Genomic DNA, 20396 nt, shown 5'->3' with positions numbered 1-20396 from the left:
TTCACAGAAGGAAGGGCGCGATGGTAAGCGCCCTTCGCCGCTTGTGACAAGTCATTGCATGGTCGGTTCGCCATGCACGGCATCCATCAGGGCCTCGCCCACCAGGAGTGGCAGTTCGGTCTTCTGCGTCCACAGCACCATCAGGGCCACCAGCTTGGCCGAAGGCAGGTTGATCTCGTCGCTGGAGAGGGCCAGAAGACGATCCACGACGATCTCGCGCTGCGCCGGACTGAGGGCTTCGTGGTCCTCCAGAAACTGCAGCAGACCGCGTACCTCGGTGGGCAGGCGCTCCTGCTCGCGCTCCGCATAGATGCGCATGCCGTGCGCCTCGTCGATGCGCGCATACGCACCCTGCGCATCGTTGTCGAGCGCATCCAGCCAGTTGAGGGCGTCATCGATTTCTTCGTCCTCGAAGCCGGCCGCAGTCAGCTGGCGCGCCAAGGCATCCCGGTCCGCGCAGGCGTCCGGGTCGTTGAACACTTCGAAAACGTAAGCCAGTACTTCAAACATCGGGTGTCACTTGCTCAGGAAAAGGGGTGGGGCAGGTACTGGCGCAGGGCGGGATGCTGTCAGCGCAGACGCTGGAAGCGCTGTCCGGGCAAACCGGCGATCAGGCCCGCCAGTTCCAGCTCGAGAAGCATCGCGTAAACGTCCCCGGCCGTCAACCCGAGTCGGTCTGCCAGCGTATCGGCCAAGATCGGGTCGTAGCCCATGCTTTCAAGCAGCCGCTGTGCGGTATCGGACAGCCCATCGGGCAGTTCGGGCATCGCAACCGCTGTGGGCGGAACGGCGGCAGAGGGCGGTGTCCGCCGGCGCAGCCGCGTCGGACCGAGCCGCCCGACTTCTTCCAGCACATCCTCTACCGTCTCCACCAGCTTGGCGCCTTCTTTGATCAGGCGGTGGCAGCCGCGCGCCTGGGCGTTGTGGATGGAGCCAGGAATGGCCAGCACCTCCCGCCCCGCCTCGGCGGCAAGGCGGGCAGTAATCAGCGATCCGGACTTGACGTTTGCTTCCACCACCAGACAGCCACGGGCCAGCCCGGCAATGATGCGATTGCGGCGCGGAAAGTTCTCCGCCAGGGGCTGCATGCCCAGTGGAAACTCGGACAGCAGCAGCCCTTCTTCGGCCAGCCGATGGGCCAAGGCACGGTTGGCCGAAGGGTAAACCCGGTCGATGCCCGTGCCGATGACGGCCACGGTTGAGGCCGCGCTGCCCAGGGCGCCCTCGTGCGCCGCGGTGTCGATGCCGCTGGCCAGCCCGCTGACGATGGTGTACCCGGACTCGGCAAGCCCGGCAGAAAAATCGCGGGCGATGCCTAGCCCCTGCGGTGTAGCGTTGCGGCTGCCCACCATGGCCAGCATCGGTCGGGAAAGGAGCTCACGCCGCCCACGTGCAAACAGCAGCGGCGGGGCCGCGCCCGCTTCGGCCAACTGGGCCGGGTAATCCGCGTCCAGCAGCGTCAACAGGCTGCACCCGGGCTGGCTGGCCCATGCCAAGGCCGCTTCCACATCAGGTTCAGAGACTTTTTCCTTCAGAGCCCGCGCGGCTGCGGGCCCGATCAGCGGCTCCAGCTGGTAGGGGCTGGCCGACACGGCGGCGGCGATGTCCCCGAAGGCCTGGATCAGCTTGAGGAAGCCGGCCGGACCGATGCCGGGCGTGAGCGCCGCCCGCAGCCATTCTACCGGCAGTGTCATTCGTCCACCGGGGCGGCCACTTCGTCGCCCACGTTCAGCGGAACCTGGCTTTCCATCACCAGGCCGTAGGCCACCTTGTCGAACACCCGGTAGATGAAGAGCTTGCCGCCCTGCTCGGTGGGCAGGCTGACCTTTTTCTTCTTACCGTCGCTGCCGGTCACCTCGACATCAGGGCCGCGCTTGAAGACGCCGAACACATGACCCACCTCTACACCCTGCTGGGCGCCCCGGTTGATCACCACGTTGTAATACTGTGCCGCCCCCGATACCCCGTTGTAGGTGGAAATGATCTTGCCGCGTACGCTCTCGTCCACCGGATGGGGTGCGTAGTGCACGAACAGGGCCCGCGGAGCCTTCACGAGACGGTCGCCCACGGCGATCTCCTCGGCCACGCGTTCCACGCGCAGCGTCTGCACTTCACCCTCCTTCTCCAGGCGCACGTCACCGCCGTACACCACCTCGTAGCCCAGCACTTCCTTGGTATCCGGGTCGGTCAGCGGCTTGTTCATGCGGTAAGCCTGCCATATTCCACCCTCGTCCAGGCCCTGGGCATACAGCCTGTCGCCTTGGCTGAGGATGACGCGGTCGTCCGGGCCGGCAATGATGCGTGGCGAGCGCGCGAACTCCGCTTCGCTGACCACCAGCGGCCGCTTGATGAAGGGTTCGATGACCTTGGCCGGGATGCTGGGCACTGCGCTGTCCGCATCCTCGATGCGGATGCGTGGCGAGAGCTTGACCACGCGCTGCCCGCCTTCGAGCGACAGCTGCGGCCGGCCGTTCACCCAACTGAGCACCAGCACTTCGCCCGGGTAGATGAGGTGTGGGTTGCGGACCTCGTCGCGGTTCATGCGCCACAGCTCCGGCCAGCGCCAGGGACTCTTGAGGTAACGCCCGGAAATGCCCCACAGGGTGTCGCCGCGCACCACGACATAGCGCGCCGGTGCGTCAGGCCGCAGGGTCAGCGTGTCGGCCAGCACGGGGAATGCGAGGCCCAAGGCCAGCGCAAGCGATATAATGCTTTTACGCATGAAAAGTGCCCCAATATTCAAAATTTGACGGGTGCGCCTGCACCCGAACGGCATAACTGTTCTCCGGCTGGCTATTATCAACGCCCCAGCCCGTCGGCGACAACGTGGAGCATGAGGAAAAATGGCGCTGTTAACCATTTTGCATTACCCAGACGAACGGCTGCATACCGTGGCCGCCCCCGTTGCCACCGTGGATGAGCGCATCCGCACCCTGATCGACGACATGGTCGAGACCATGTACGAAGCCAACGGAATCGGCCTTGCGGCGACGCAAGTAAATGTGCACGAGCGGGTGGTAGTGATCGACATCAGCGACGATCGCAGTGCGCCGATGGCCTTCGTCAATCCGGAAATCCTCGAGAGAGACGGAGAGACGGTGTATGAGGAAGGCTGCCTGTCGGTGCCCGGCATCTACGACAAGGTTACCCGTGCCGAGCGCGTGCGCGTGCGCGCCATCGGCCGCAACGGCGAAGCTTTCGAACTGGAGGCCGACGGCCTGCTGGCGATCTGCATTCAGCACGAGATCGACCATCTGGACGGTAAGGTGTTCGTCGAATACCTGTCCTCGCTCAAGCAAGAACGCATCCGCACCAAGCTGAAGAAACGCCAGAAACGCAACCTCTGACCACCCGGAAAGCGCGCATGAAACTGATCTTTGCCGGTACGCCGGAGTTTGCCGCCGCGGCACTGGCCGCCCTGATCGAGGCCGGCCACGAGATTGCGCTGGTGCTGACCCAGCCGGACCGTCCTGCCGGGCGCGGCATGAAGCTCAAGATGAGCCCGGTCAAGACACTGGCACTGGAGCATGGGCTGCCGGTGGCGCAGCCGCTCACCCTGAAAACCCCGGAAGCCCAGGCGCTGGTGCGTGATGTGGGCGCGGAAGTGATGGTGGTGGCTGCCTATGGGCTCATCCTGCCGCAGGCCGTACTGGACATTCCGGCACGCGGCTGCCTTAACATCCACGCCTCGCTGCTGCCGCGCTGGCGCGGCGCGGCGCCCATCCAGCGTGCGCTGCTGGCGGGCGATGCGCAGACCGGCATCACCATCATGCAGATGGATGCGGGTCTCGACACGGGCGACATGCTGCTGGTCCGGCCGCTTCGGATTGATCCGGAGGAAACAGCCGCCAGCCTGCACGACCGCTTGGCCGAAGCGGGTGCGGCCGCTATCGTCGAGGCGCTGGCGAACCTGCAGAGCCTGACTCCTGTCAAACAGCCAGACGAGGGGGTGACCTATGCCACCAAGCTGGTCAAGGAGGAAGCCCGCGTCGACTGGCTGCAGCCTGCCAGCGTTGTGGCGCGCGCCATCCGGGCCTACAACCCGGCGCCGGGTGCGCATGCCACCTTGGGAGGCGAGACGCTCAAGCTGTGGCATGCGGTGTCCTGTGAGGGGGACGGCGAGCCGGGCCGGGTGTTGCGGGCGGATACCGAGGGCATGGTGGTGGCATGTGGCGTGGGCGCGGTGCGTATCACCTGCCTGCAGGCCCCCGGGGGCAGGCGGCTGGCCGCGCGCGAGTTCGTTGCAGGCCGACCGGGGCTGGAGGGCGCCCGGTTTGATGCTGGCGGCGGATGAGACAACAACAATCTGGACAGGATGGTAAGACAATGGGATTGAACGGGATGAAGACGGCCGTGCTGATGGCGGCCATCGTGGCATTGTTCGGTGTGGTGGGCGCCATGCTGGGCGGCAAGACCGGCATGTTGCTGGCCTTGTTGTTGGGCGGGGCGATGAACGTCTGGGCCTACTGGAATTCGGACAAGATGGTGTTGCGCATGTACAACGCACAGGAGGTAGACGCCTCCACCGCCCCCGAACTCTACAACATGGTGGCCGAGCTGGCCGCTCGCGGCGGCATGCCGATGCCGCGCGTGTATGTCATCCACGAGGACCAGCCCAACGCTTTTGCAACCGGCCGTGATCCGGCCCACGCCGCCGTGGCGGCCACTACCGGCATCATGCGCCTGCTCGACTACCGCGAGCTGCGAGGCGTGATGGCACATGAGCTGGCACACGTCCGTCATCGCGATACGCTGATCTCTACCATCTCGGCCACGCTGGCCGGCGGCATCTCGGCCCTGGCCAACTTCGCGATGTTCTTTGGCGGTCGGGACGAGGAGGGCCGTCCGGTCAACCCGCTTGCCGGTCTGCTGGTGGCCATTCTGGCGCCGCTTGCGGCCAGCCTGATCCAGATGGCAATCTCGCGCGCGCGCGAATTCGAGGCCGACCGTGGTGGTGCCGAGCTGTCCGGCGACCCCCTGGCCCTGGCGTCGGCCCTGGGCAAGATCGAGTACTATGCCCAAGGGCTGCCGCTGCAGGCGGCCGAAGCCCACCCCGAAACCGCACAGATGATGATCATCAACCCGCTGTCCGGGGGAGGGATAAGTGGCCTGTTCCGCACCCATCCCCATACCGAGGAACGCATCGCGCGTCTGGAGGCCCTGGCGCAAGGGCGTCTCTGAAATACCTGATCCGGACGCCTGGCGTCCTTGTCCGGGCAGCCGCCCGCCGGCTGCCCTACCGAGGCCACTGCCCATGCGGCGGTGGCTGGTTTTTTTTGGAAGCTGCATGAGTTCTATTCAGCAACACGCCGCCGACATTCTGGCGGCGGTGGAAGACGGTCGCACCCTGACCGATGCCCTCGCCGACGCCCAGCAGCGCCTGGCCACCGAGCATGCCGGTAGTCGAGGCGCCCTGCAGGACATCGCCTACGGTGTTCTGCGCTACCGCTCCGAACTTCTCTGGATGCTGCGTCACCTGGTGCCGCGCGCCCTGCCCGAGCCTGCAGTAGAACGCCTGCTGCTCGTGGCCCTGTACCAGTTGGTGCATACACGCGCGGCTGCCTATGCCGTGGTCAACGAAACGGTGAACGCCGCAGCGCACCATGCCGGGGGGCGCTTCAAGGGGCTGGTCAACGGTGTGCTGCGCAATGCACTGCGACAGAAGGAAACGTTGGCCGAAGCCGCCCACAACGATCCTTTAGCGCGCTGGAATCACCCGCAGTGGTGGGTAGATCGCCTCAGGGTGGCCTATCCGCAGGATTGGCAGACCGTGCTGGCCGCTGGTAATACCCATCCGCCGATGACCCTGCGCGTCAATCACCGGCACGAGGCGGCTGCGGATTATGCCGCTCGCTTGGCTCAGGCTGGGCTGGAGTGCACTGTGCTGGACGGGCAGGCGCTGATGCTCGCGCGCCCTGTGCCGGTAAAAGAGTTGCCGGGGTTTGCCGACGGGCTGGTGTCGGTGCAGGACTGGGGGGCGCAACAGGCGGCCCACCGCCTGCAACTTGCCGACGGCCAGCGCGTTCTGGATGCCTGCGCGGCCCCGGGCGGCAAGACTGGCCACATGCTGGAGCTGGCTGACATTGAGCTGACCGCGCTCGACATCGACGCGGCCCGTCTGGAGCGGGTGCGCGAGAACCTGAACCGGCTGGGGCTGTCGGCGCTGACCGTGGCGGCCGATGCCGCCAGGCCCGACAGCTTCTGGGACGGCCGTCCCTACGACCGTATTCTCGCCGACGTGCCGTGCTCGGCCTCGGGCGTGGTGCGGCGTCACCCCGACATCAAGTGGTTGCGCCGACCGGAAGACTTCGCCCTGCTGGCCCGACAGCAGGCCGCGATGGTGGACGCGCTTTGGGGGCTGCTCGCGTCCGGTGGCAAAATGCTTTACGCTACCTGCTCGATTTTTCCCGAAGAAAACCGGCGGCAGCTGGACAGCTTCCTGTCCCGCCATGCCGATGCCACCTGTGAAGGCGACGAGCAACTGCTTCCTGGCCCCCGACATGACGGCTTTTATTACGCGCTGCTGGCAAAGGCTTAGCGTTCTGGCCGTACTGATGGCCTGCCTGGCCTTGCCTGCGCAGGCCGACACCATTGCCTCGCGCATGGCCGAAGCGGAGCTCGTTAACGGGCAGCTGGCCGTGGACACCCGCTTTGGCATCAAGCTGCCGCCTTCGCTGACCGAAGCCCTGGCACAGGGCGTCACGCTCACCTTCCGGCTGGAGTTCGAGTTGACCCGCCCCCGCATGGCCGCCTACTACCTCAATCTGCGCGACCTGTTCGACCCGCACGCTGCCATTGCCTACAAGATTGCCTATCAGACACTGACCAACCGCTATCGTGTGACGATCGGCGGCCTTTCCAGTTACTACGGCACCTTGGCCGAAGCGCTGGCCATGGTCGGGGCTATCCGCGGCTGGCGCGTGCTCGAGCCCGGTCAGCTCGCCGGGCTGGGCCCAGACGAGGTGGCCGGCAAGGTACGGCTGCAGCTGGACATCGCCGAGCTGCCCAAGCCCTTCCAGCTCAATGCGCTCGGGGCCTCGGACTGGTCCCTCTCCTCCGGGTGGGTCGGCCTCGGCATCCGGCGGGAGCCGAGCTGATGCGCTACGCCGCCATCGCCCTGGCGACGCTGTCGGCCATTCTCCTGTACCTGCTGGCACTGGCCACCGGCAACACTTCCAAGCTGGCCGAGTACTACTGGTGGGTGTTCGGGCTCAATGCCCTGCTGTTTGCCGCGCTGGCAGGGGTGGTAGCCCGGCAGATCCTCAAGCTGCGCCAGCGTGTGAAGAGTCGCGTGTTCGGTGCCAAGCTGGCCCAGCGCCTGGTGGTGATGTTTGCCGTGGTGGCGCTGGTGCCGGGTGCGCTAGTGTTCACCGTCTCCGCCCAGTTCCTCACCCGCAGCATCGAAAGTTGGTTCAACGTCAGCGTAGAGGCCGCGCTCGACCGCGGGCTCGATCTGGGCCGAAATGCCTTGGGCTACGTGCTGGAAGACGTTGGCCGAAAGAGCCGGGTGGTGCTGGACGACATCGATGCCACTTCCGATGTGCTGCTCCCCTCGCGGCTGGAGCGATTGCGCGAGCAGCTGGGGCTGTCGGAAATCGCCGTGTTCACCCGTAGCGGGCAGCTGGTGGGCTTTGCCGGGGTAGCCCTGGATCGCCTGCCGATGCCGCCGGGGCGTGATGCGGTACGCACCCTGCGGCCACGCCAACCGGTGCAGAGCATCGAGAACGGCCCTGACCAGCATCTCTACCTGAAGGTGCTGCTCGCCTACCGCACCGCCAGCAATGAAGCGCGCATCCTCCAAGTGCAGCAGGCCGCCCCGGAAACCATTGCCCGCGATGCCGAGCTGATCGAGCAGGCGCGCGCCGACTATCGCCAGTTGCTGCTGGCGCGCAGCGGGCTGACCACCTTCTACACCCTCACGCTTGCCCTGGCCTGTCTGCTGGCCCTGACCGCCGCGCTGGCTTTCGGACTCTTCCTGTCCGAGCGGCTGTCGGCCCCCTTGGCCGAACTGGCCGCAGGCACGCGCGCGGTGGCGCAAGGCGACTACTCGCGGCGCCACCCGGTCTACCGCCGCGACGAGCTGGGCATCCTCACCACGATGTTCAACCGTATGACGCAGCAGTTGGACGACGCGCGGCACCTGGCCGAGGAAAACCGCAGCCAACTGGAAGCGGGCAAGCTGTACCTGGAGAGTATTCTCACCAACCTCTCCGCCGGTGTGATGGCCTTCGACAGCGACTGGAAGCTGCGTGCGGCCAATACCAGTGCTGCGCGCATTCTGGCGGTGGACTTCAGCGAGCTCGCCCCCAGTGTCATGCCGGCCTGGGCCACCCGCGTGCCGGCCCTCTCGCCGCTGATCGACCTCATCCTTTCCGAAAGCCGAAAGCCTGGCAGCCACGACTGGCAGAAACAGCTCGGCTTCGAGGCGCCCCAAGGCGAACGCGCGCTGCTGGTGCGCGGTTCGTCCCTGCCCGAGAGCTATGGCAGCGGGCATGTGGTGGTGTTCGACGACATCACCGAACTGGCACGCGCCCAGCGCGATGCCGCCTGGGGGGAAGTGGCCAAGCGTCTGGCGCACGAGATCCGCAACCCGCTGACGCCCATTCAGCTGTCCGCCGAGCGGCTGGCGATGAAGCTCTCGGACAAGCTCGAACCGGCGGACGCCGACATGCTGCGCCGTTCCACCGACACCATCGTCAAACAGGTCACAGCGCTCAAGGGCATGGTAGATGCTTTCCGAGAATACGCACGCGCGCCGCGCACCCAGCTCAATCCGCTGGAGCTGAACGCACTGCTGCGCGAAGTGATGACGCTCTACGAGGCCCAGCCGGCCATCCGCGTCAGCCTGTCGGAAACCCCGCTGGAAATCATGGGGGATGCGGCGCTGCTGCGGCAGGTTGTACACAATCTCCTTCAGAATGCGCAGGATGCGGTCCTTGACGCTGGCATCCCGATCATTCAAATTAGCAGCCGAAAAGAAGGAAGAAGCGCGGTAATCTGCGTGGAGGACAATGGCCCCGGCTTCGGTGCCGACATCCTGCCGCGAGCCTTCGAACCGTATGTAACGAGCAAGACGAAGGGAACCGGGCTGGGGCTCGCCGTCGTCAAGAAGATCGTGGATGAGCACCACGGCCAGGTCACCCTGGTCAATGCCGAACCGCACGGTGCGCGCATTCTTCTCACCCTGCCATTGCTGGAGGCCTAATGCGAAGCAGCGATATTTTGATTGTCGACGACGAAATCGGCATCCGCGAACTGTTGTCCGAGATCCTGCAGGACGAGGGCTACACCATCGCGTTGGCCGAAAACGCCGAAGTCGCCCGTCAGTTGAGAAACCAGACGCGGCCGGCCCTGGTGTTGCTCGACATCTGGATGCCGGACTGCGATGGCGTCACGCTGCTCAAGGAATGGGCCAAGTCCGGCCAACTGAACATGCCGGTGGTCATGATGTCCGGCCACGCCAGCATTGACACCGCCGTGGAAGCCACCCGCATCGGTGCGTTCGATTTCTTGGAAAAGCCGATCGCGCTGCAGAAGCTGCTCTCCACCGTCCAGCGTGCCCTGAAATACGGTGACATGCAGGCCAATACCTCGCTCAACTTGGACAAGCTCGGCAAGAGCGAACCCATCCAGGAACTGAAACGCCAGCTGGAGCGTGTCTCCAAGGTGCGCTCGCCGGTGCTGCTGACGGGCGAGCCCGGCTCGGGCTTCGAACTGGTGGCACGCTTCTTTCACCAAGGCAACACTCCCTGGGTGACGCTGGGCAAGCCAGAGCAGCTGGCCGATGCGCCGCTGGAGCTGCTGCAGAAGGCCAACAATGGGGTACTGTTCCTGCCCGAGATCGGCCAGTATGGCCGGCGCGTGCAGCAGGGCCTGTTGTTCATGCTCTCCAAGCTCGACCGCTTCAACGTGCGGCTGGTGTGCTCCTGTAGTCGTCCGCTGCAAGAGCTGCTGGTGGACCCGGAGTGCGACAACCGGCTGCTGACCGCGCTCTCCAGCGTCATCGTCCCGATCCCCCCGCTGCGAGAGCACGCCGAAGACATCATCTTTGTTGCGGAGCAGATCCTGACCGAGCTGGTGGAATCCAAGCAGGTGCCGGGGCGCCGGCTGACCACATCCGCGCTCAATGCGCTGCGCCAGTACGACTGGCCGGGTAATCTCGAGCAGTTGCGCAGCATCATCAAGAGCCTGGCGCTGACGGCCGAAAGCGACGAGATCGACGCGGGCGAGGTCAACAAGGTGCTCGCCCAGTTTCGGCACGAAAAGCCGGTGGAGGAGACCGGCTTCGACTTCAACCTGCCACTGCGCGAGCTGCGCGAGCAACTGGAGCGTCGCTACTTCGAGTATCACATCGCCCTCGAGAACGGCAACATGAGCCGCGTCGCCCAGAAGGTGGGCCTCGAGCGCACCCACCTTTACCGCAAGCTCAAGCAGCTGGACATCAAGTTCATCCGCCGTACTGCAGAAGAATGACCCCGCCGGCCGCCTTGGGTGGCCGGTCTGCCCCGCTGCCTTCCATGAGCGAACTCTCCGACGCTGCGCTGCTGCGTTACAGCCGTCATCTCCTACTACCCCAGATCGACCTGACCGGTCAGGCCGCCCTGGCTGCCAGCCGCGTGCTGGTGGTGGGAGCGGGAGGTCTGGGTTCGCCGGTAGTGCTCTATCTCGCGGCCGCCGGCATCGGCACGCTGACGGTGGCCGATGCCGACACGGTGGCCCTGTCCAATCTGCAGCGCCAGATCGCCTTTGCCCAGGCCGACCTTGGCCGAAACAAGGCGGAGGCGGCGGCCGAACGCGCCCGGGCGCTGAACGATATGTGCCAGGTGGTGGCGCTGGACGAACGCCTGCAGGCAGCCCGTCTGACGACGCTGGTGGCGGCGCAGACGCTGGTGCTGGACTGCTCGGACAATTTTGCCACCCGCCACGCCGTGAACCGGGCGTGCTTTGCTGCCGGGGTGCCGCTGGTGTCGGGGGCTGCTGTGCGCACCGAAGGGCAGCTTGCGGTCTTCGATCCGGCCAATCCAGCCTCCCCTTGCTACCAGTGCCTGTTTCCCGATGAGGGCGATGAAGGTGACGGGCCCTGCGCGACCTTCGGTGTGCTGGCTCCGCTGGTGGGTGTGCTAGGCAGTCTGCAGGCGGTCGAGGCGGTCAAGTGGCTGGTGGGCGAGCGCGGCAGTGCCGGGCGTTTCTGGCGCTATGCCGCGTGGTCTGGCCACTTCAGTGAAACCCGCGTACCCCGCGACCCGGACTGCCCGGTATGCCGGCAGCGGTCATGAGCTGGCCCACGCGCCGCAAGACACGACCAGCACCCCCACCGCCAACGCAGCAGTCATCCGCTTCATACGTGGGTCGTGATCATGCCAGTAAGGGTGATGCCCACCCCCGCCAGATCGGCGTCGATGCCACTTTGGATGTGCAGAGCCACCGCGTCGGAAATTCCGGCCAGCTTGCCCGCCAAGGTAGTGTCCGTGTTGGTCGCGAACAGGTAGCTGCGAGCGTTAGCGGCAGCGGTTTCCCCTGTGTATAGCGAGTTAGCCAAACTGTTGTGAGCTAGAGAGTCGGTGAAGGCACTGGCAACAACCATCTTGTTGTTGATCTGCGCTTTGTCTGAGCCAACCGAGCCATTGAAGATCGCCATTGCTGCTCCCGCCAGCGAGACTTTGCCGGTATTGATCTGGTCAACCCAATAGTTCAGCCCCCCCGTATCCGCCGCACGGTTAAAAAGCTGGTGGTAGACGTTGCTGACTTGCTGATCGACCGAGGACGCCCCGTACAGCGCTTTCGATTCCGCCGAGTTGCCAAAGGAGTTGATGATCGCATCCAGATTGCCACCGCTTTTTTGCAGTTGATCCATCCAGTAGCTTTGGCCTGCCACATCCGCTGGACGACCGTAAAACGCGATGTAGGCGCCCTGCACCTGATCGGCCTGTACGTCGTGACCGGGAATCGGGGTTGGCCCTGGCACGGTCGGGCTGGCGCTTTGCAGTTGGTTCAACGTCGCGGTGGTCTGTGCCTGTGTCGCAGTCGGGGCGTTTGCCGCTGTAGTCAGCGCCGGGTCGTTCATGGCCGACACGAAAGACTGGCTGGTGGTCGGGGTGGTCGGTGTCGGAGTGCCATTGCCGGTGAAGATGTCCTTGACGATGATGTTTTGGCTGGTCGCCCAATTCGCCAGTTGCGTGGAGGTGATCAGGCCGTCCGCTACCGCCAGGTTGGCGATGATGACCATATCCGGCGTGAGCGCGGGCTGGTTCATATTGGTTGTGACCCAGCCCGCGATCATCGACTCCAGCGACTTCACCATAGTTGAAGTGACATGGGTTTGGATCAGTTGACCCTCTGGGGCAAACTCAGCGTAGTCGATGCTGCCATCGGCATTCAGTACGGCGGTCGGGGTAGTCATAGCTCGTCTCCTAGTGAAGTTTTGTTGATGAATTCATCATGCACTTTTGGCTTTGAGCAGCGCAAGTGCACGGCTTGCTTTGCTTTAGGCTGGTTCCACTACTCAAAGCAAGCCGTGTCAGGGTGGATTCACGGGCCGGTACGGGTACACGTCATACTCGTCGCCACATAGCAATTCCCGCCGCTGCCTTTCGCATACCACCAGCACGAGCAGCCGTTATTGCCGGAACAGACCGAACCGTCGCCATGTATCGCGCACGAATAGCCACTGTTGCTCCAGCAGGTCCATTCGCCACTGTTCTTGATATTGGTGGCCGTGTAGGTATGTGAGGTGTAGCCCGGCAGCACCGCACTACAAAAAGCCCCGCTGGGCGCGGGGCTGAAAGTTTGCGAAGCACGCCTGCTCAGGCCTTCAGCTTCTGCTCGATCAGACCGTTGAGTTCGGCAAAGTCCGGTACACCGACGTAGCGCTTGACGATGTTGCCTTCCTTGTCGATCAGTACCGAAGTGGGCGTCAGCTGCACGTCGCCGAAAGCCTTGGCAATGCTGCCTTGGGCATCCAGCGTGACGTGGAACGGCAGCTGGTGCGTGTCTACATAGGTCTTCACGTAGTTGGGCGGGTCGTAGCTCATGGCCACTGCCACCGTCTCAAAGCCACGGGGTGCATAACGCTCGTGGGTCTTCTTCAGTTCGGGCATTTCCTGGATGCACCCGGGGCAGCTGGTGGCCCAGAAGTTGACCAGCACCACCTTGCCCTTCAGGGATGCGGTGGAGGCGGTTTTGCCGGTGATCGAGGTGTAGGTGACCTCGGGTGCGGCATTTCCACCCGAAAGCAGCGTATAGCCAGCAAAGCCCGCCACCAGCACCACAGCCAGCGCAATCAGACCTTTTTTCATCTTCTTCCGTCTACAAAAAGTTGGCCGAACTGCCGGCTGCTCAGCCTTCCATCAGGTCTTCGAGCAACGTCTTGAGTTGGCCTTCGAGTTGAACAGCCTTGTCCTGCTTGGCGTCGTACACCACGAAGGTGACGTCCGCCTCGGCTACCACCTTGTCGGTGCCCGCCAGTTTCACGCACTGGTGGATCACCGCACTGCGGTTACCAACTGATTTGACGGTGGTTTCCACCGCCAGTTCATCGCCCATTGTAGCGGCTCGGCGGTAATCAATGTTGATGTTCACCACCACCAGCGCCAGGCCGGACTGCAGGAACCAGCCCAGGTCGCCACGCTCCTCGAAGAAGGTCCAGCGGGCCTCCTCCAGAAACTCCAGATAGCGGGCGTTATTGACATGCTGGTACAGGTCCAGGTGATAGCCGCGGACCTTGATCTTGGTGGTATGTGCCATGTTTTCCTCTGTGTGGATGTGTCGTCGGCGGTTCAGTCCGCCTGGGGAAGGTCGAAGGGCTCGAACTGCTCGCGCTCAAGCGGCGCGTCGACCAGGTCGGTCAGGATGGTGTGGATTTCCACATCGAACCAGACCGCGAAGGTGTCCGCATCCAGTGTGTCGGGCCAGAGCGCATCATCCTCGCACCAGTCCGACAGCTCGGCGGCGAACAGCGATTCCGCCCGCTCCATGATAAAGGCGAGCGCATCTTCGGCGTCGTCGTTGGGCGGGATCAACAGGGCATTGCTGTCACTGCGCAGGTCGTCCAGCGTCAGGCCCTCTGCGATGTTGCCCGGCAGGGCCTGCAGCCAGTCGAAGAACGGAGTACGCGGGCGGATCAGTGCGATGCTGCGGTTGACTTCGTACATGGTGTGGCTCCTAGGGGCAAAGGGCTATTGTCCGCTCATCCGGCTGTCCGTGGTGAACATCCAGCGTTTTTCGATCACCAGCGCGCCGTATTCGGCCGCCACACTGGCAGGTAGGGGCGGGAAGGGGGCTGCCATGCGCACGATGCGCCGTGCGGCCTCGTCCACCGCCGGGTTGCCGGAGGTCCGTACCACTGCCACCTTCTGCAGGCTGCCGTTGCGCCCGACCACCACCCGCAGTACCGGCCCGCCGGGTGTGGTGCGGGCTTCCTCAGGATAGTTGAGGGTGCCGATGCGCTCCACCTTCAGGATCCAGTCCTGCACATACTGCGCCCAGACCGCACCGCGTGCCGACACGCCATACACCGCTGTGCGGGGGCCGCTCTCCAGACTGTTGTCCTGCATATCGGTACCGCCTTCGCGCGCCAGCGTTGCCGCCTGGGCCAGCAGGGTGCTGGCGGTTACGGGCGCGCCTTTTGGCGTGGGCGCTTCGGCCAACCTGCGGTCCGGTCGGGCCGGGTCGCGCATCACCTTGGGCGGCGTGGCGGCCGGAGCGGGCGTTTCCGGCACCGGGGCGGCCTCAGGTCGGGGCGGGGGGGGCGGCGTCGCCGGGATGGGGGCAGGCAGGCGCCTGCTGGCCAGATGGTCGGGGCGGGATGTGTTGCCGCTGCCGGCACGCGATACAGGCGCCACACGTTCGGTGGCAGGAGGATGCACTTTGTCAGGCGGTTGCAGGCGGATGTCGATCTGGCGCGCCCGGAACGGTGCTGCGCCCGAATCTTCCTGCTTGCGGGGCCCGGCCGGAATAAGCAGCAGGGCGTGCAGCAGTAGTGACGCGAGCAGGGCGGGAAACAGCAATCCGGAGCGCTCGGAAAAAAGGGATCGGGTCATGGCTGCAGAAAGGGCCGGGCCCGCAGGCCCAGCCGCAGTGGTTATTTTTCCAGCAGGCTACGCAGCATCCAGGCCGTCTTTTCGTGCGTCTGCAGACGCTGCGTCAGCAGGTCGGCGGTAGGCTCGTCTTCGGCACGGCCGGCCACATCGAACAGCCCGCGAGCCGTGCGGCACAGGGTTTCATGACCCTCGACCAGCTGACGGATCATGTCTTCGGCGCGCGGTACGCCTTCCGCCTCGGGAATCGAGGTCAGGCGCGCATAGTCGGCGTAGCTGCCGGGTGCGTAGTGGCCCAGGGCACGGATGCGCTCGGCAATCAGGTCCACTGCCAGCGAAAGCTCGTTGTACTGGGTCTCGAACATCAGGTGGAGCGTGTTGAACATCGGTCCGGTCACGTTCCAGTGGAAGTTGTGCGTCTTCAGGTACAGGGTGTAGGTGTCGGCCAGCAGGCGCGACAGTCCTTGAGCGATCTCGGCGCGGTCCTGTTCGTTGATTCCGATATCCATGACAAAAGCCTCCTTGTTTGCTGTAGCAGGCGCTACCTAAAATGAAGCCCCATTTTACAGGGTTCATGCATGAAAACCTGGCTTGCCGTACAGGACGGCACCCTGCGCATCACACTCTACGTGCAGCCTGGCGCCCGCAAGACCGAACTGGCCGGAGAGCACGACGGTGCACTCAAGATCCGTCTGGCGGCACCGCCGGTGGACGGCAAGGCCAACGCCGCCTTGGTGCTGTGGTTGGCCGAAGCGCTGGGGGTCCCCCGGCGCTGCGTCTGCCTGGTGTCCGGTGAGCGTAGTCGGAATAAGCTGCTGGTCGTGGATGCCCCTATTACCGCTGACGAGGTGGTGGCCCGCTTGGCGGGCTAGTGCAGGCGGCGGTTCGGGTCCTGTGTGTCGTCCACGCGGGTGTATTCTCCTTCGATCACGCCCTCAGGCGCCGAGGGGCCGCCGGGCCCCGGGGGGCGCAGCTTGGGGCCGGCCAAGGGCAGCAGCAACAGCACCGCCAGCACGTCGCTGATCACGCCCGGGATCAGGAACAGCAGCCCGGCCAAGAGGTAGCGCACCGGCCACAGTAGCGAATAGAGTGACACGCGTTCGCCCTGGCGGAACATCGCTCCCAGCGTGAGCAGTGTTCCCACACGCTGGTTGCGCAGCATGGCCAAACCGAGCACGCCGGTGAACAATAGCCATAGCAGCGTCGGGCCGCCGCCGATGCGGTCGGCCAGCATCACCAGCCCGGCGATTTCCAGAAACGGGTACAACAGCAGAAACAGCAGCAATCCACGCATGAGGTCAGGAAACGATGAAAGGGTTGATGGTCGTTTGTAACATGCCCGACGCCGATGTTGCCAGCCGCATAGCGCGCCAGCTTGTCGAAGAGCAACTGGCCGCCTGCGTCAACTGCCTGTCGCCGGTGGCCTCGGTGTACCGATGGCAGGGCAAGGTGGAAACTGCCACCGAAGTGCCCCTGCTGATCAAGACCACAGAGGATGCCTATCCGGCGCTGGAAACCCGGCTTTTGGCATTGCATCCGTACGATGTGCCGGAAATCATTGCCCTGCCGGTGGTGGCCGGCCTGCCCGCCTATCTTGCGTGGCTGGAGTCGGAAGTCCTTAAGACGCCTGCCGCCGGCTGAGGTTCAGTCCGGCGCATGAAAAAAAAGTTGACGCCCTGCTGACCCGTCTGTATAGTTGCGGACTCTCGAGGGTCGTTAGCTCAGCTGGTAGAGCAGCGGACTTTTAATCCGTTGGTCGCAAGTTCGAATCTTGCACGACCCACCACGAGACCCAACCGAATGCGGTTGAGGGTCGTTAGCTCAGCTGGTAGAGCAGCGGACTTTTAATCCGTTGGTCGCAAGTTCGAATCTTGCACGACCCACCAAGTTTCAAGCAAAAAGCCCGGTCCACGCGACCGGGCTTTTTGTCTTTCCGCTGCGCAAGGCCACGGCTGCATGCCGCTCTCCCCCTCCCGTACGGTAGGTCTGCTGTGACGTGCCTGCGAGGTGCACACGCCTGCCGCCTGGGGCTATTTTATCAGCGTTCTGGGGCGTGGGCCGGTACAAGAGGCCCCGCCTTACAAGGCTGCCTGCCGCGCCAGACGGGTCTGTTTTCCAGGCCGGCATCGCGCACTTTGAGAAGATAGGGTGCGGAGAGTCATCGCCCAAGGCGTGCGCGAATGGCTGCGGCCGATCGTGCTTGAGGCAGCGCGCGGCTGGGGCCGATAATGGGTGGATATAACGTTCTGGAGGCGGTATGCACGGTTGGAAAGTGGGTGCGCTGGGCCTGTGGGCGCTGGCGGCTACGGCAGTGGCGCAGGATGTGGATTCGGTCCTGCTTTCTGCGCAGATGGGCTATCAGTCGGCCAGCAGCCGATTACAGCAGGCCAAGAGCCGGCAAACGCAGGCGCAGGGGGCGCGTCAGACGGCAGAAAGCCGGCTGGCGGATGCGCAAGCGGCACTTGCGCGGGCGCAGGCGGAAGAAACGGCTGCGGGCACCGAGGTGATGGCAGCGCAGTCGGCCATGGAGCAGGCGACGGCGGCATTGCAGCGTGCGTGGCAGCAGAAGGAGTCTGCCCAGTAAGGGGGCGGCGTCCGCGTCGGGGGCTTGGCCTAGGCTGTGAGGACCTGGCCGTTCCGGGCGGTCGTGTCGTCAGGGGCTGACGGACGGCTGGGGGCGCAACTGGCGATAGCGGGCCAGGTCGGCTTCCATGCGGCTGCGCAGCTGCACGGCTTCCTGCTGGCGCTGCATCAGCTGTTGGTCGAGGTCGCGCTGCTCTTGGGCGGCAATACGGCGGTTGGTGTCCAGCGCGGGAGGAACAGCCTTGTTCTGGCGGCGAAAGCCGGCTGCGTCGCGCTCGTAGTCAGCCAGCCGCCGCGCCAGGGCCTCGCGTCGCAGTTGCAGGGCGTTGATGCCGGACTGCACGGTGCCGATCTGGCGTTCCCGCTCCCGTCGCAAGTCCGCCTCGGTGCGGTAGCTTTCCAGGAGGACTTTGTCCTGGCGCGCCTCCAGGCGGAGGCGTTCTTCCTCGGCCTTGCGCGCGGCCGCGGCCGCCTCCCGCGCCTGGCGCGCCTCGGGGGTCTCGGCGGGCTGCCGCACCATACCTTGGTGGCTGAGCTCGGCGGTGCCGGAGCGGGGGGGCTGGATGGGCGGGTGGTCGCTGTACTGCACACGCCCGCTTTCATCCATCCATTTGTAGAGACCCGGCTGGGCTTGTGCAGTGACGGCCAGTGCCAGAAGCAGCAGGCCGGTATGCAGTCTCATGATCAGTTTTCCACACCATAGCGGGCACGATAGGCGCGTACCGCTTCAAGGTTGGCCGAAAGGGCCGGGCTTTCGCTGAGGAAGGCCATCAGGTCCTTCAGGGTAGCGATGGCGACCACGGGCAGCCCGTATTCCTGTTCCACTTCCTGTACGGCAGACAGCGTACCCGTACCGCGCTCCATGCGGTCCAGCGCAATGGCCACGCCTGCCGGGGTGGCACCTGCGTCGCGGATCATGCGCACGGATTCACGCACCGAGGTGCCGGCGGTGATGACGTCATCGATGATCAGCACGCGGCCCTGCAGCGGTGCGCCCACCAGTACCCCGCCTTCTCCGTGATCCTTGGCTTCCTTGCGGTTGTAGGCAAAGGGCACGTTGCGCCCGCGCTCGGCCAAGGCCATGCTGGTGGCGGCTGCCAGGATGATGCCCTTGTACGCCGGCCCGAACAGCATGTCGTAGCCGATGCCGCTCGCTTCGATGGCGCTGGCGTAAAAACGCGACAGGGCAAGAGTGCTGGCGCCATCGTTGAACAGGCCGGCATTGAAAAAGTACGGCGACTGGCGGCCGGCCTTGGTGGTGAACTCGCCGAAGCGCAAAACCTGCCGCTCCAGGGCAAAACGAATAAAATCCTGGCGAAAATCGCTCATCGCATTCCTCATACACGTCGTCCGTCCGGCTTTGCCGGGCGCGCCGGCAAGCATATCACGGGAGACTGTCTTGCTTCGAATCGTTTCGGCCAACCTCAACGGGGTGCGCTCGGCCCACAAGAAGGGCTTCTTCGAATGGCTGCCCACGCTGGATGCCGACATCGTCTGCGTGCAGGAACTGAAGGCCCAGCACTGCGATCTGGAAGACGGGCACCGCCGCTGCCACCTACTGGACGGGCATTTCCACTGTGCGCAGAAGAAGGGTTACAGCGGTGTGGGCATCTACACCCGCCATGTGCCCGACAGGGTGGTGGAGGGGCTGGGCGTGCCGGAGTTCGACAGCGAGGGCCGGTACCTCCAGATGGATTTCGGCAACCTGAGCGTGGTGTCGCTCTACCTGCCATCGGGTTCGTCCAGCGAGGAGCGCCAGACCGTGAAGTTCGCCTTTCTGGAGCGCTTCTTGCCACACCTCGAAAGCCTGTACCGTTGTGGGCGCGAGGTGGTGATCTGCGGCGACTGGAACATCGCGCACCGCGAGATCGACCTGAAGAACTGGAAGGGCAACCTGAAGAACTCCGGCTTCCTGCCCGAGGAGCGGGCCTGGATGACACACCTGTTTGAACAGGTGGGCTGGGTGGATGTGTGGCGCACGCTGTACCCCGAAGCGCCGGGCTATACCTGGTGGAGCAACCGCGGGCAGGCCTATGCCAAGGACGTTGGATGGCGCATCGACTACCACGTGGCTACGCCCGGCTTGTCGGCAGCGGCCCGCTCGGGGCAGATTTACAAGGACGTGCGGTTCTCGGACCATGCACCGCTGATCGTGGATTACGACTGGAAGCTCTAGCATGTTCAACGATGACGAAGACACCACCCTGATCACGGTACCCGGCTGGGGTGACTCCGGTCCCGGGCACTGGCAGAGCCTGTGGGAGCGGGGTTATCCGCTGTCGCGGCGCGTGGTGCAGGATGACTGGCTGTACCCCGAACGCACACTCTGGGTGGCAAGGTTGGCCGAAACGGTGGCCGACACGCCGGGCCGCATCGTGCTGGCCGCCCACAGCCTGGGCTGCCACACGGTGGTGGCGTGGGCCGCAGGGCTGTCCCTGCGCGCAGCCGCCCGCATCCGCGGAGCACTGCTGGTGGCGCCGCCGGCGCTGCCGATCGCCGAGGCCGCAGTGCGCGCGGCTGGCGAGCTGCCGGAGGGGGCGCCCCTGCCGGCCTTTGCCGGATTCGAGACCGCCGCTACCATACCCCTGCCGTTTGCCGCCACACTGGTGGCCAGCCGTAACGACCCCTTCTGTCCGTGGGCAGAGGCCGAGGGCTTGGCGCGCCTGTGGCGGGCCGAGCTGGAGGATGCCGGCGAGGCAGGGCACATCAGCACGGCGTGGGGATATGGCAGTTGGCCGGCCGGACAGCGTCTGGTGCAGCGATATATACTCTGAATGT

25 protein-coding genes and 2 tRNA genes are annotated in these 20396 nt (G+C 64.8%); 15 read left to right on the top strand and 12 right to left on the bottom strand.

Going from position 1 to position 20396, the window contains the following annotated elements; all coding sequences use genetic code 11:
* Positions 1 to 51 precede the first annotated feature (51 nt).
* Genes EV669_RS03120 through EV669_RS03110 form a run of 3 tightly spaced genes read right to left on the bottom strand, consistent with a single transcriptional unit; the run spans position 52 to position 2722 of the window.
* Positions 52 to 510 (bottom strand): DUF494 family protein, encoded by a 459-nt coding sequence (locus EV669_RS03120; protein WP_054285153.1) that lies wholly within the window; start codon positions 508 to 510, stop codon positions 52 to 54.
* A gap of 59 nt (positions 511 to 569) precedes the next feature.
* Positions 570 to 1694 (bottom strand): DNA-processing protein DprA, encoded by a 1125-nt coding sequence (gene dprA / locus EV669_RS03115; RefSeq protein ID WP_132097863.1) that lies wholly within the window; start codon positions 1692 to 1694, stop codon positions 570 to 572.
* Positions 1691 to 2722 (bottom strand): LysM peptidoglycan-binding domain-containing protein, encoded by a 1032-nt coding sequence (locus tag EV669_RS03110; RefSeq protein ID WP_132097862.1) that lies wholly within the window; start codon positions 2720 to 2722, stop codon positions 1691 to 1693. Before EV669_RS03110 ends, dprA begins: the two co-directional genes overlap by 4 nt.
* A gap of 121 nt (positions 2723 to 2843) precedes the next feature.
* Between EV669_RS03110 and def the strand changes: the two genes are divergently transcribed.
* The 8 genes from def (at position 2844) to EV669_RS03070 (ending at position 11276) form a co-directional block, all read left to right on the top strand.
* A complete protein-coding gene (def, locus tag EV669_RS03105) occupies positions 2844 to 3347 on the top strand; it encodes a peptide deformylase (protein WP_054285150.1) in 504 nt (167 codons plus the stop codon).
* Positions 3348 to 3364: 17 nt separating this feature from the next.
* Entirely contained in the window at positions 3365 to 4294 is a 930-nt protein-coding gene (gene fmt, locus EV669_RS03100; protein ID WP_132097861.1) for a methionyl-tRNA formyltransferase, read from the top strand.
* A gap of 32 nt (positions 4295 to 4326) precedes the next feature.
* Positions 4327 to 5181, top strand: coding sequence for a zinc metalloprotease HtpX (gene htpX / locus EV669_RS03095; protein ID WP_055433983.1), 855 nt, complete (start codon positions 4327 to 4329; stop codon positions 5179 to 5181).
* Positions 5182 to 5287: 106 nt separating this feature from the next.
* Entirely contained in the window at positions 5288 to 6538 is a 1251-nt protein-coding gene (gene rsmB / locus EV669_RS03090; RefSeq protein ID WP_055433984.1) for a 16S rRNA (cytosine(967)-C(5))-methyltransferase RsmB, read from the top strand.
* Entirely contained in the window at positions 6501 to 7097 is a 597-nt protein-coding gene (locus EV669_RS03085) for a DUF4390 domain-containing protein (RefSeq protein WP_054285146.1), read from the top strand. Before rsmB ends, EV669_RS03085 begins: the two co-directional genes overlap by 38 nt.
* Positions 7097 to 9205 carry a sensor histidine kinase gene (locus EV669_RS03080; RefSeq protein ID WP_054285145.1) on the top strand — a complete coding sequence of 703 codons (2109 nt, stop codon included), beginning with the start codon at positions 7097 to 7099 and terminating at the stop codon, positions 9203 to 9205. Before EV669_RS03085 ends, EV669_RS03080 begins: the two co-directional genes overlap by 1 nt.
* On the top strand, positions 9205 to 10473 hold the full coding sequence (locus EV669_RS03075; protein ID WP_054285144.1) for a sigma-54-dependent transcriptional regulator: 1269 nt from the start codon (positions 9205 to 9207) through the stop codon (positions 10471 to 10473). The genes EV669_RS03080 and EV669_RS03075 overlap by 1 nt, the downstream gene beginning before the upstream one ends.
* Positions 10474 to 10517: 44 nt before the next feature.
* Positions 10518 to 11276 carry a HesA/MoeB/ThiF family protein gene (locus tag EV669_RS03070; protein ID WP_055433985.1) on the top strand — a complete coding sequence of 253 codons (759 nt, stop codon included), beginning with the start codon at positions 10518 to 10520 and terminating at the stop codon, positions 11274 to 11276.
* A 62-nt stretch (positions 11277 to 11338) separates the two neighbouring features.
* Here the strand turns inward: EV669_RS03070 and EV669_RS03065 are convergent, their stop codons facing one another.
* From EV669_RS03065 to EV669_RS03040, 6 genes are all read right to left on the bottom strand, one after another.
* A complete protein-coding gene (locus tag EV669_RS03065; protein ID WP_132097860.1) occupies positions 11339 to 12400 on the bottom strand; it encodes a DUF4214 domain-containing protein in 1062 nt (353 codons plus the stop codon).
* Between the two features lie 403 nt (positions 12401 to 12803).
* Positions 12804 to 13295 carry a peroxiredoxin family protein gene (locus EV669_RS03060; protein ID WP_054285142.1) on the bottom strand — a complete coding sequence of 164 codons (492 nt, stop codon included), beginning with the start codon at positions 13293 to 13295 and terminating at the stop codon, positions 12804 to 12806.
* A 40-nt stretch (positions 13296 to 13335) separates the two neighbouring features.
* Positions 13336 to 13743, bottom strand: coding sequence for an acyl-CoA thioesterase (locus EV669_RS03055; RefSeq protein WP_055433986.1), 408 nt, complete (start codon positions 13741 to 13743; stop codon positions 13336 to 13338).
* Between the two features lie 32 nt (positions 13744 to 13775).
* Positions 13776 to 14150 carry a hypothetical protein gene (locus EV669_RS03050; RefSeq protein ID WP_055433987.1) on the bottom strand — a complete coding sequence of 125 codons (375 nt, stop codon included), beginning with the start codon at positions 14148 to 14150 and terminating at the stop codon, positions 13776 to 13778.
* A 24-nt stretch (positions 14151 to 14174) separates the two neighbouring features.
* The gene (locus EV669_RS03045) at positions 14175 to 15038 is read right to left on the bottom strand and encodes an energy transducer TonB (RefSeq protein WP_132097859.1); all 864 of its coding nucleotides are present in this window, start codon (positions 15036 to 15038) and stop codon (positions 14175 to 14177) included.
* A gap of 41 nt (positions 15039 to 15079) precedes the next feature.
* Complete coding sequence (locus EV669_RS03040; RefSeq protein WP_054286805.1) at positions 15080 to 15544, bottom strand: Dps family protein; 465 nt, start codon at positions 15542 to 15544, stop codon at positions 15080 to 15082.
* 69 nt (positions 15545 to 15613) lie between these two features.
* On the opposite strand from EV669_RS03040, the gene EV669_RS03035 reads away from it, so the two are divergent.
* Positions 15614 to 15907, top strand: a complete 294-nt coding sequence (locus tag EV669_RS03035) for a DUF167 domain-containing protein (RefSeq protein WP_054286804.1) — start codon at positions 15614 to 15616, stop codon at positions 15905 to 15907.
* Here the strand turns inward: EV669_RS03035 and EV669_RS03030 are convergent.
* On the bottom strand, positions 15904 to 16329 hold the full coding sequence (locus tag EV669_RS03030) for an FxsA family protein (protein ID WP_054286803.1): 426 nt from the start codon (positions 16327 to 16329) through the stop codon (positions 15904 to 15906). The two genes, EV669_RS03035 and EV669_RS03030, sit on opposite strands and share 4 nt — an antisense overlap.
* A 14-nt stretch (positions 16330 to 16343) precedes the next feature.
* Here EV669_RS03030 and cutA point away from each other — a divergent pair, with 14 nt between their 5' ends.
* The 4 genes from cutA (at position 16344) to EV669_RS03010 (ending at position 17619) form a co-directional block, all read left to right on the top strand.
* Positions 16344 to 16676, top strand: coding sequence for a divalent-cation tolerance protein CutA (gene cutA, locus EV669_RS03025; protein WP_132097858.1), 333 nt, complete (start codon positions 16344 to 16346; stop codon positions 16674 to 16676).
* A gap of 69 nt (positions 16677 to 16745) precedes the next feature.
* Positions 16746 to 16821, top strand: a tRNA-Lys gene (locus tag EV669_RS03020).
* 24 nt (positions 16822 to 16845) lie between these two features.
* Positions 16846 to 16921 (top strand) — tRNA-Lys (locus EV669_RS03015).
* A gap of 371 nt (positions 16922 to 17292) precedes the next feature.
* Positions 17293 to 17619 (top strand): hypothetical protein, encoded by a 327-nt coding sequence (locus tag EV669_RS03010; protein WP_055433990.1) that lies wholly within the window; start codon positions 17293 to 17295, stop codon positions 17617 to 17619.
* Between the two features lie 69 nt (positions 17620 to 17688).
* Here EV669_RS03010 and EV669_RS03005 read toward each other — a convergent pair whose 3' ends face one another.
* Entirely contained in the window at positions 17689 to 18300 is a 612-nt protein-coding gene (locus tag EV669_RS03005) for a DUF4124 domain-containing protein (RefSeq protein ID WP_132097857.1), read from the bottom strand.
* A 2-nt stretch (positions 18301 to 18302) separates the two neighbouring features.
* Complete coding sequence (pyrE, locus tag EV669_RS03000; protein WP_132097856.1) at positions 18303 to 18947, bottom strand: orotate phosphoribosyltransferase; 645 nt, start codon at positions 18945 to 18947, stop codon at positions 18303 to 18305.
* A gap of 70 nt (positions 18948 to 19017) precedes the next feature.
* Here pyrE and EV669_RS02995 point away from each other — a divergent pair, with 70 nt between their 5' ends.
* On the top strand, positions 19018 to 19794 hold the full coding sequence (locus EV669_RS02995; protein WP_055433992.1) for an exodeoxyribonuclease III: 777 nt from the start codon (positions 19018 to 19020) through the stop codon (positions 19792 to 19794).
* A 1-nt stretch (position 19795) separates the two neighbouring features.
* Positions 19796 to 20392: an RBBP9/YdeN family alpha/beta hydrolase gene (locus EV669_RS02990; RefSeq protein WP_132097855.1), complete on the top strand. Its 597-nt coding sequence runs from the start codon at positions 19796 to 19798 to the stop codon at positions 20390 to 20392.
* Positions 20393 to 20396: the final 4 nt, after the last annotated feature.

Origin of the sequence: Gulbenkiania mobilis, assembly GCA_004346645.1 — a bacterium.
GTDB classification, from domain to species: domain Bacteria; phylum Pseudomonadota; class Gammaproteobacteria; order Burkholderiales; family Chromobacteriaceae; genus Gulbenkiania; species Gulbenkiania mobilis.
The sequence above is the reverse complement of the archived record's forward strand: the minus strand, read 5'-3'. Positions and strand labels throughout refer to the sequence as shown.

What these genes read in the sequence shown, in the direction of transcription:
- EV669_RS03120 (WP_054285153.1), bottom strand. Translation starts at nt 510, where the DNA reads ATGTTTGAAGTACTGGCTTACGTTTTCGAAGTGTTCAACGACCCGGAC.
- dprA (WP_132097863.1), bottom strand. Translation starts at nt 1,694, where the DNA reads ATGACACTGCCGGTAGAATGGCTGCGGGCGGCGCTCACGCCCGGCATC.
- EV669_RS03110 (WP_132097862.1), bottom strand. Translation starts at nt 2,722, where the DNA reads ATGCGTAAAAGCATTATATCGCTTGCGCTGGCCTTGGGCCTCGCATTC.
- def (WP_054285150.1), top strand. Translation starts at nt 2,844, where the DNA reads ATGGCGCTGTTAACCATTTTGCATTACCCAGACGAACGGCTGCATACC.
- fmt (WP_132097861.1), top strand. Translation starts at nt 3,365, where the DNA reads ATGAAACTGATCTTTGCCGGTACGCCGGAGTTTGCCGCCGCGGCACTG.
- htpX (WP_055433983.1), top strand. Translation starts at nt 4,327, where the DNA reads ATGGGATTGAACGGGATGAAGACGGCCGTGCTGATGGCGGCCATCGTG.
- rsmB (WP_055433984.1), top strand. Translation starts at nt 5,288, where the DNA reads ATGAGTTCTATTCAGCAACACGCCGCCGACATTCTGGCGGCGGTGGAA.
- EV669_RS03085 (WP_054285146.1), top strand. Translation starts at nt 6,501, where the DNA reads ATGACGGCTTTTATTACGCGCTGCTGGCAAAGGCTTAGCGTTCTGGCC.
- EV669_RS03080 (WP_054285145.1), top strand. Translation starts at nt 7,097, where the DNA reads ATGCGCTACGCCGCCATCGCCCTGGCGACGCTGTCGGCCATTCTCCTG.
- EV669_RS03075 (WP_054285144.1), top strand. Translation starts at nt 9,205, where the DNA reads ATGCGAAGCAGCGATATTTTGATTGTCGACGACGAAATCGGCATCCGC.
- EV669_RS03070 (WP_055433985.1), top strand. Translation starts at nt 10,518, where the DNA reads ATGAGCGAACTCTCCGACGCTGCGCTGCTGCGTTACAGCCGTCATCTC.
- EV669_RS03065 (WP_132097860.1), bottom strand. Translation starts at nt 12,400, where the DNA reads ATGACTACCCCGACCGCCGTACTGAATGCCGATGGCAGCATCGACTAC.
- EV669_RS03060 (WP_054285142.1), bottom strand. Translation starts at nt 13,295, where the DNA reads ATGAAAAAAGGTCTGATTGCGCTGGCTGTGGTGCTGGTGGCGGGCTTT.
- EV669_RS03055 (WP_055433986.1), bottom strand. Translation starts at nt 13,743, where the DNA reads ATGGCACATACCACCAAGATCAAGGTCCGCGGCTATCACCTGGACCTG.
- EV669_RS03050 (WP_055433987.1), bottom strand. Translation starts at nt 14,150, where the DNA reads ATGTACGAAGTCAACCGCAGCATCGCACTGATCCGCCCGCGTACTCCG.
- EV669_RS03045 (WP_132097859.1), bottom strand. Translation starts at nt 15,038, where the DNA reads ATGACCCGATCCCTTTTTTCCGAGCGCTCCGGATTGCTGTTTCCCGCC.
- EV669_RS03040 (WP_054286805.1), bottom strand. Translation starts at nt 15,544, where the DNA reads ATGGATATCGGAATCAACGAACAGGACCGCGCCGAGATCGCTCAAGGA.
- EV669_RS03035 (WP_054286804.1), top strand. Translation starts at nt 15,614, where the DNA reads ATGAAAACCTGGCTTGCCGTACAGGACGGCACCCTGCGCATCACACTC.
- EV669_RS03030 (WP_054286803.1), bottom strand. Translation starts at nt 16,329, where the DNA reads ATGCGTGGATTGCTGCTGTTTCTGCTGTTGTACCCGTTTCTGGAAATC.
- cutA (WP_132097858.1), top strand. Translation starts at nt 16,344, where the DNA reads ATGAAAGGGTTGATGGTCGTTTGTAACATGCCCGACGCCGATGTTGCC.
- EV669_RS03010 (WP_055433990.1), top strand. Translation starts at nt 17,293, where the DNA reads ATGCACGGTTGGAAAGTGGGTGCGCTGGGCCTGTGGGCGCTGGCGGCT.
- EV669_RS03005 (WP_132097857.1), bottom strand. Translation starts at nt 18,300, where the DNA reads ATGAGACTGCATACCGGCCTGCTGCTTCTGGCACTGGCCGTCACTGCA.
- pyrE (WP_132097856.1), bottom strand. Translation starts at nt 18,947, where the DNA reads ATGAGCGATTTTCGCCAGGATTTTATTCGTTTTGCCCTGGAGCGGCAG.
- EV669_RS02990 (WP_132097855.1), top strand. Translation starts at nt 19,796, where the DNA reads ATGTTCAACGATGACGAAGACACCACCCTGATCACGGTACCCGGCTGG.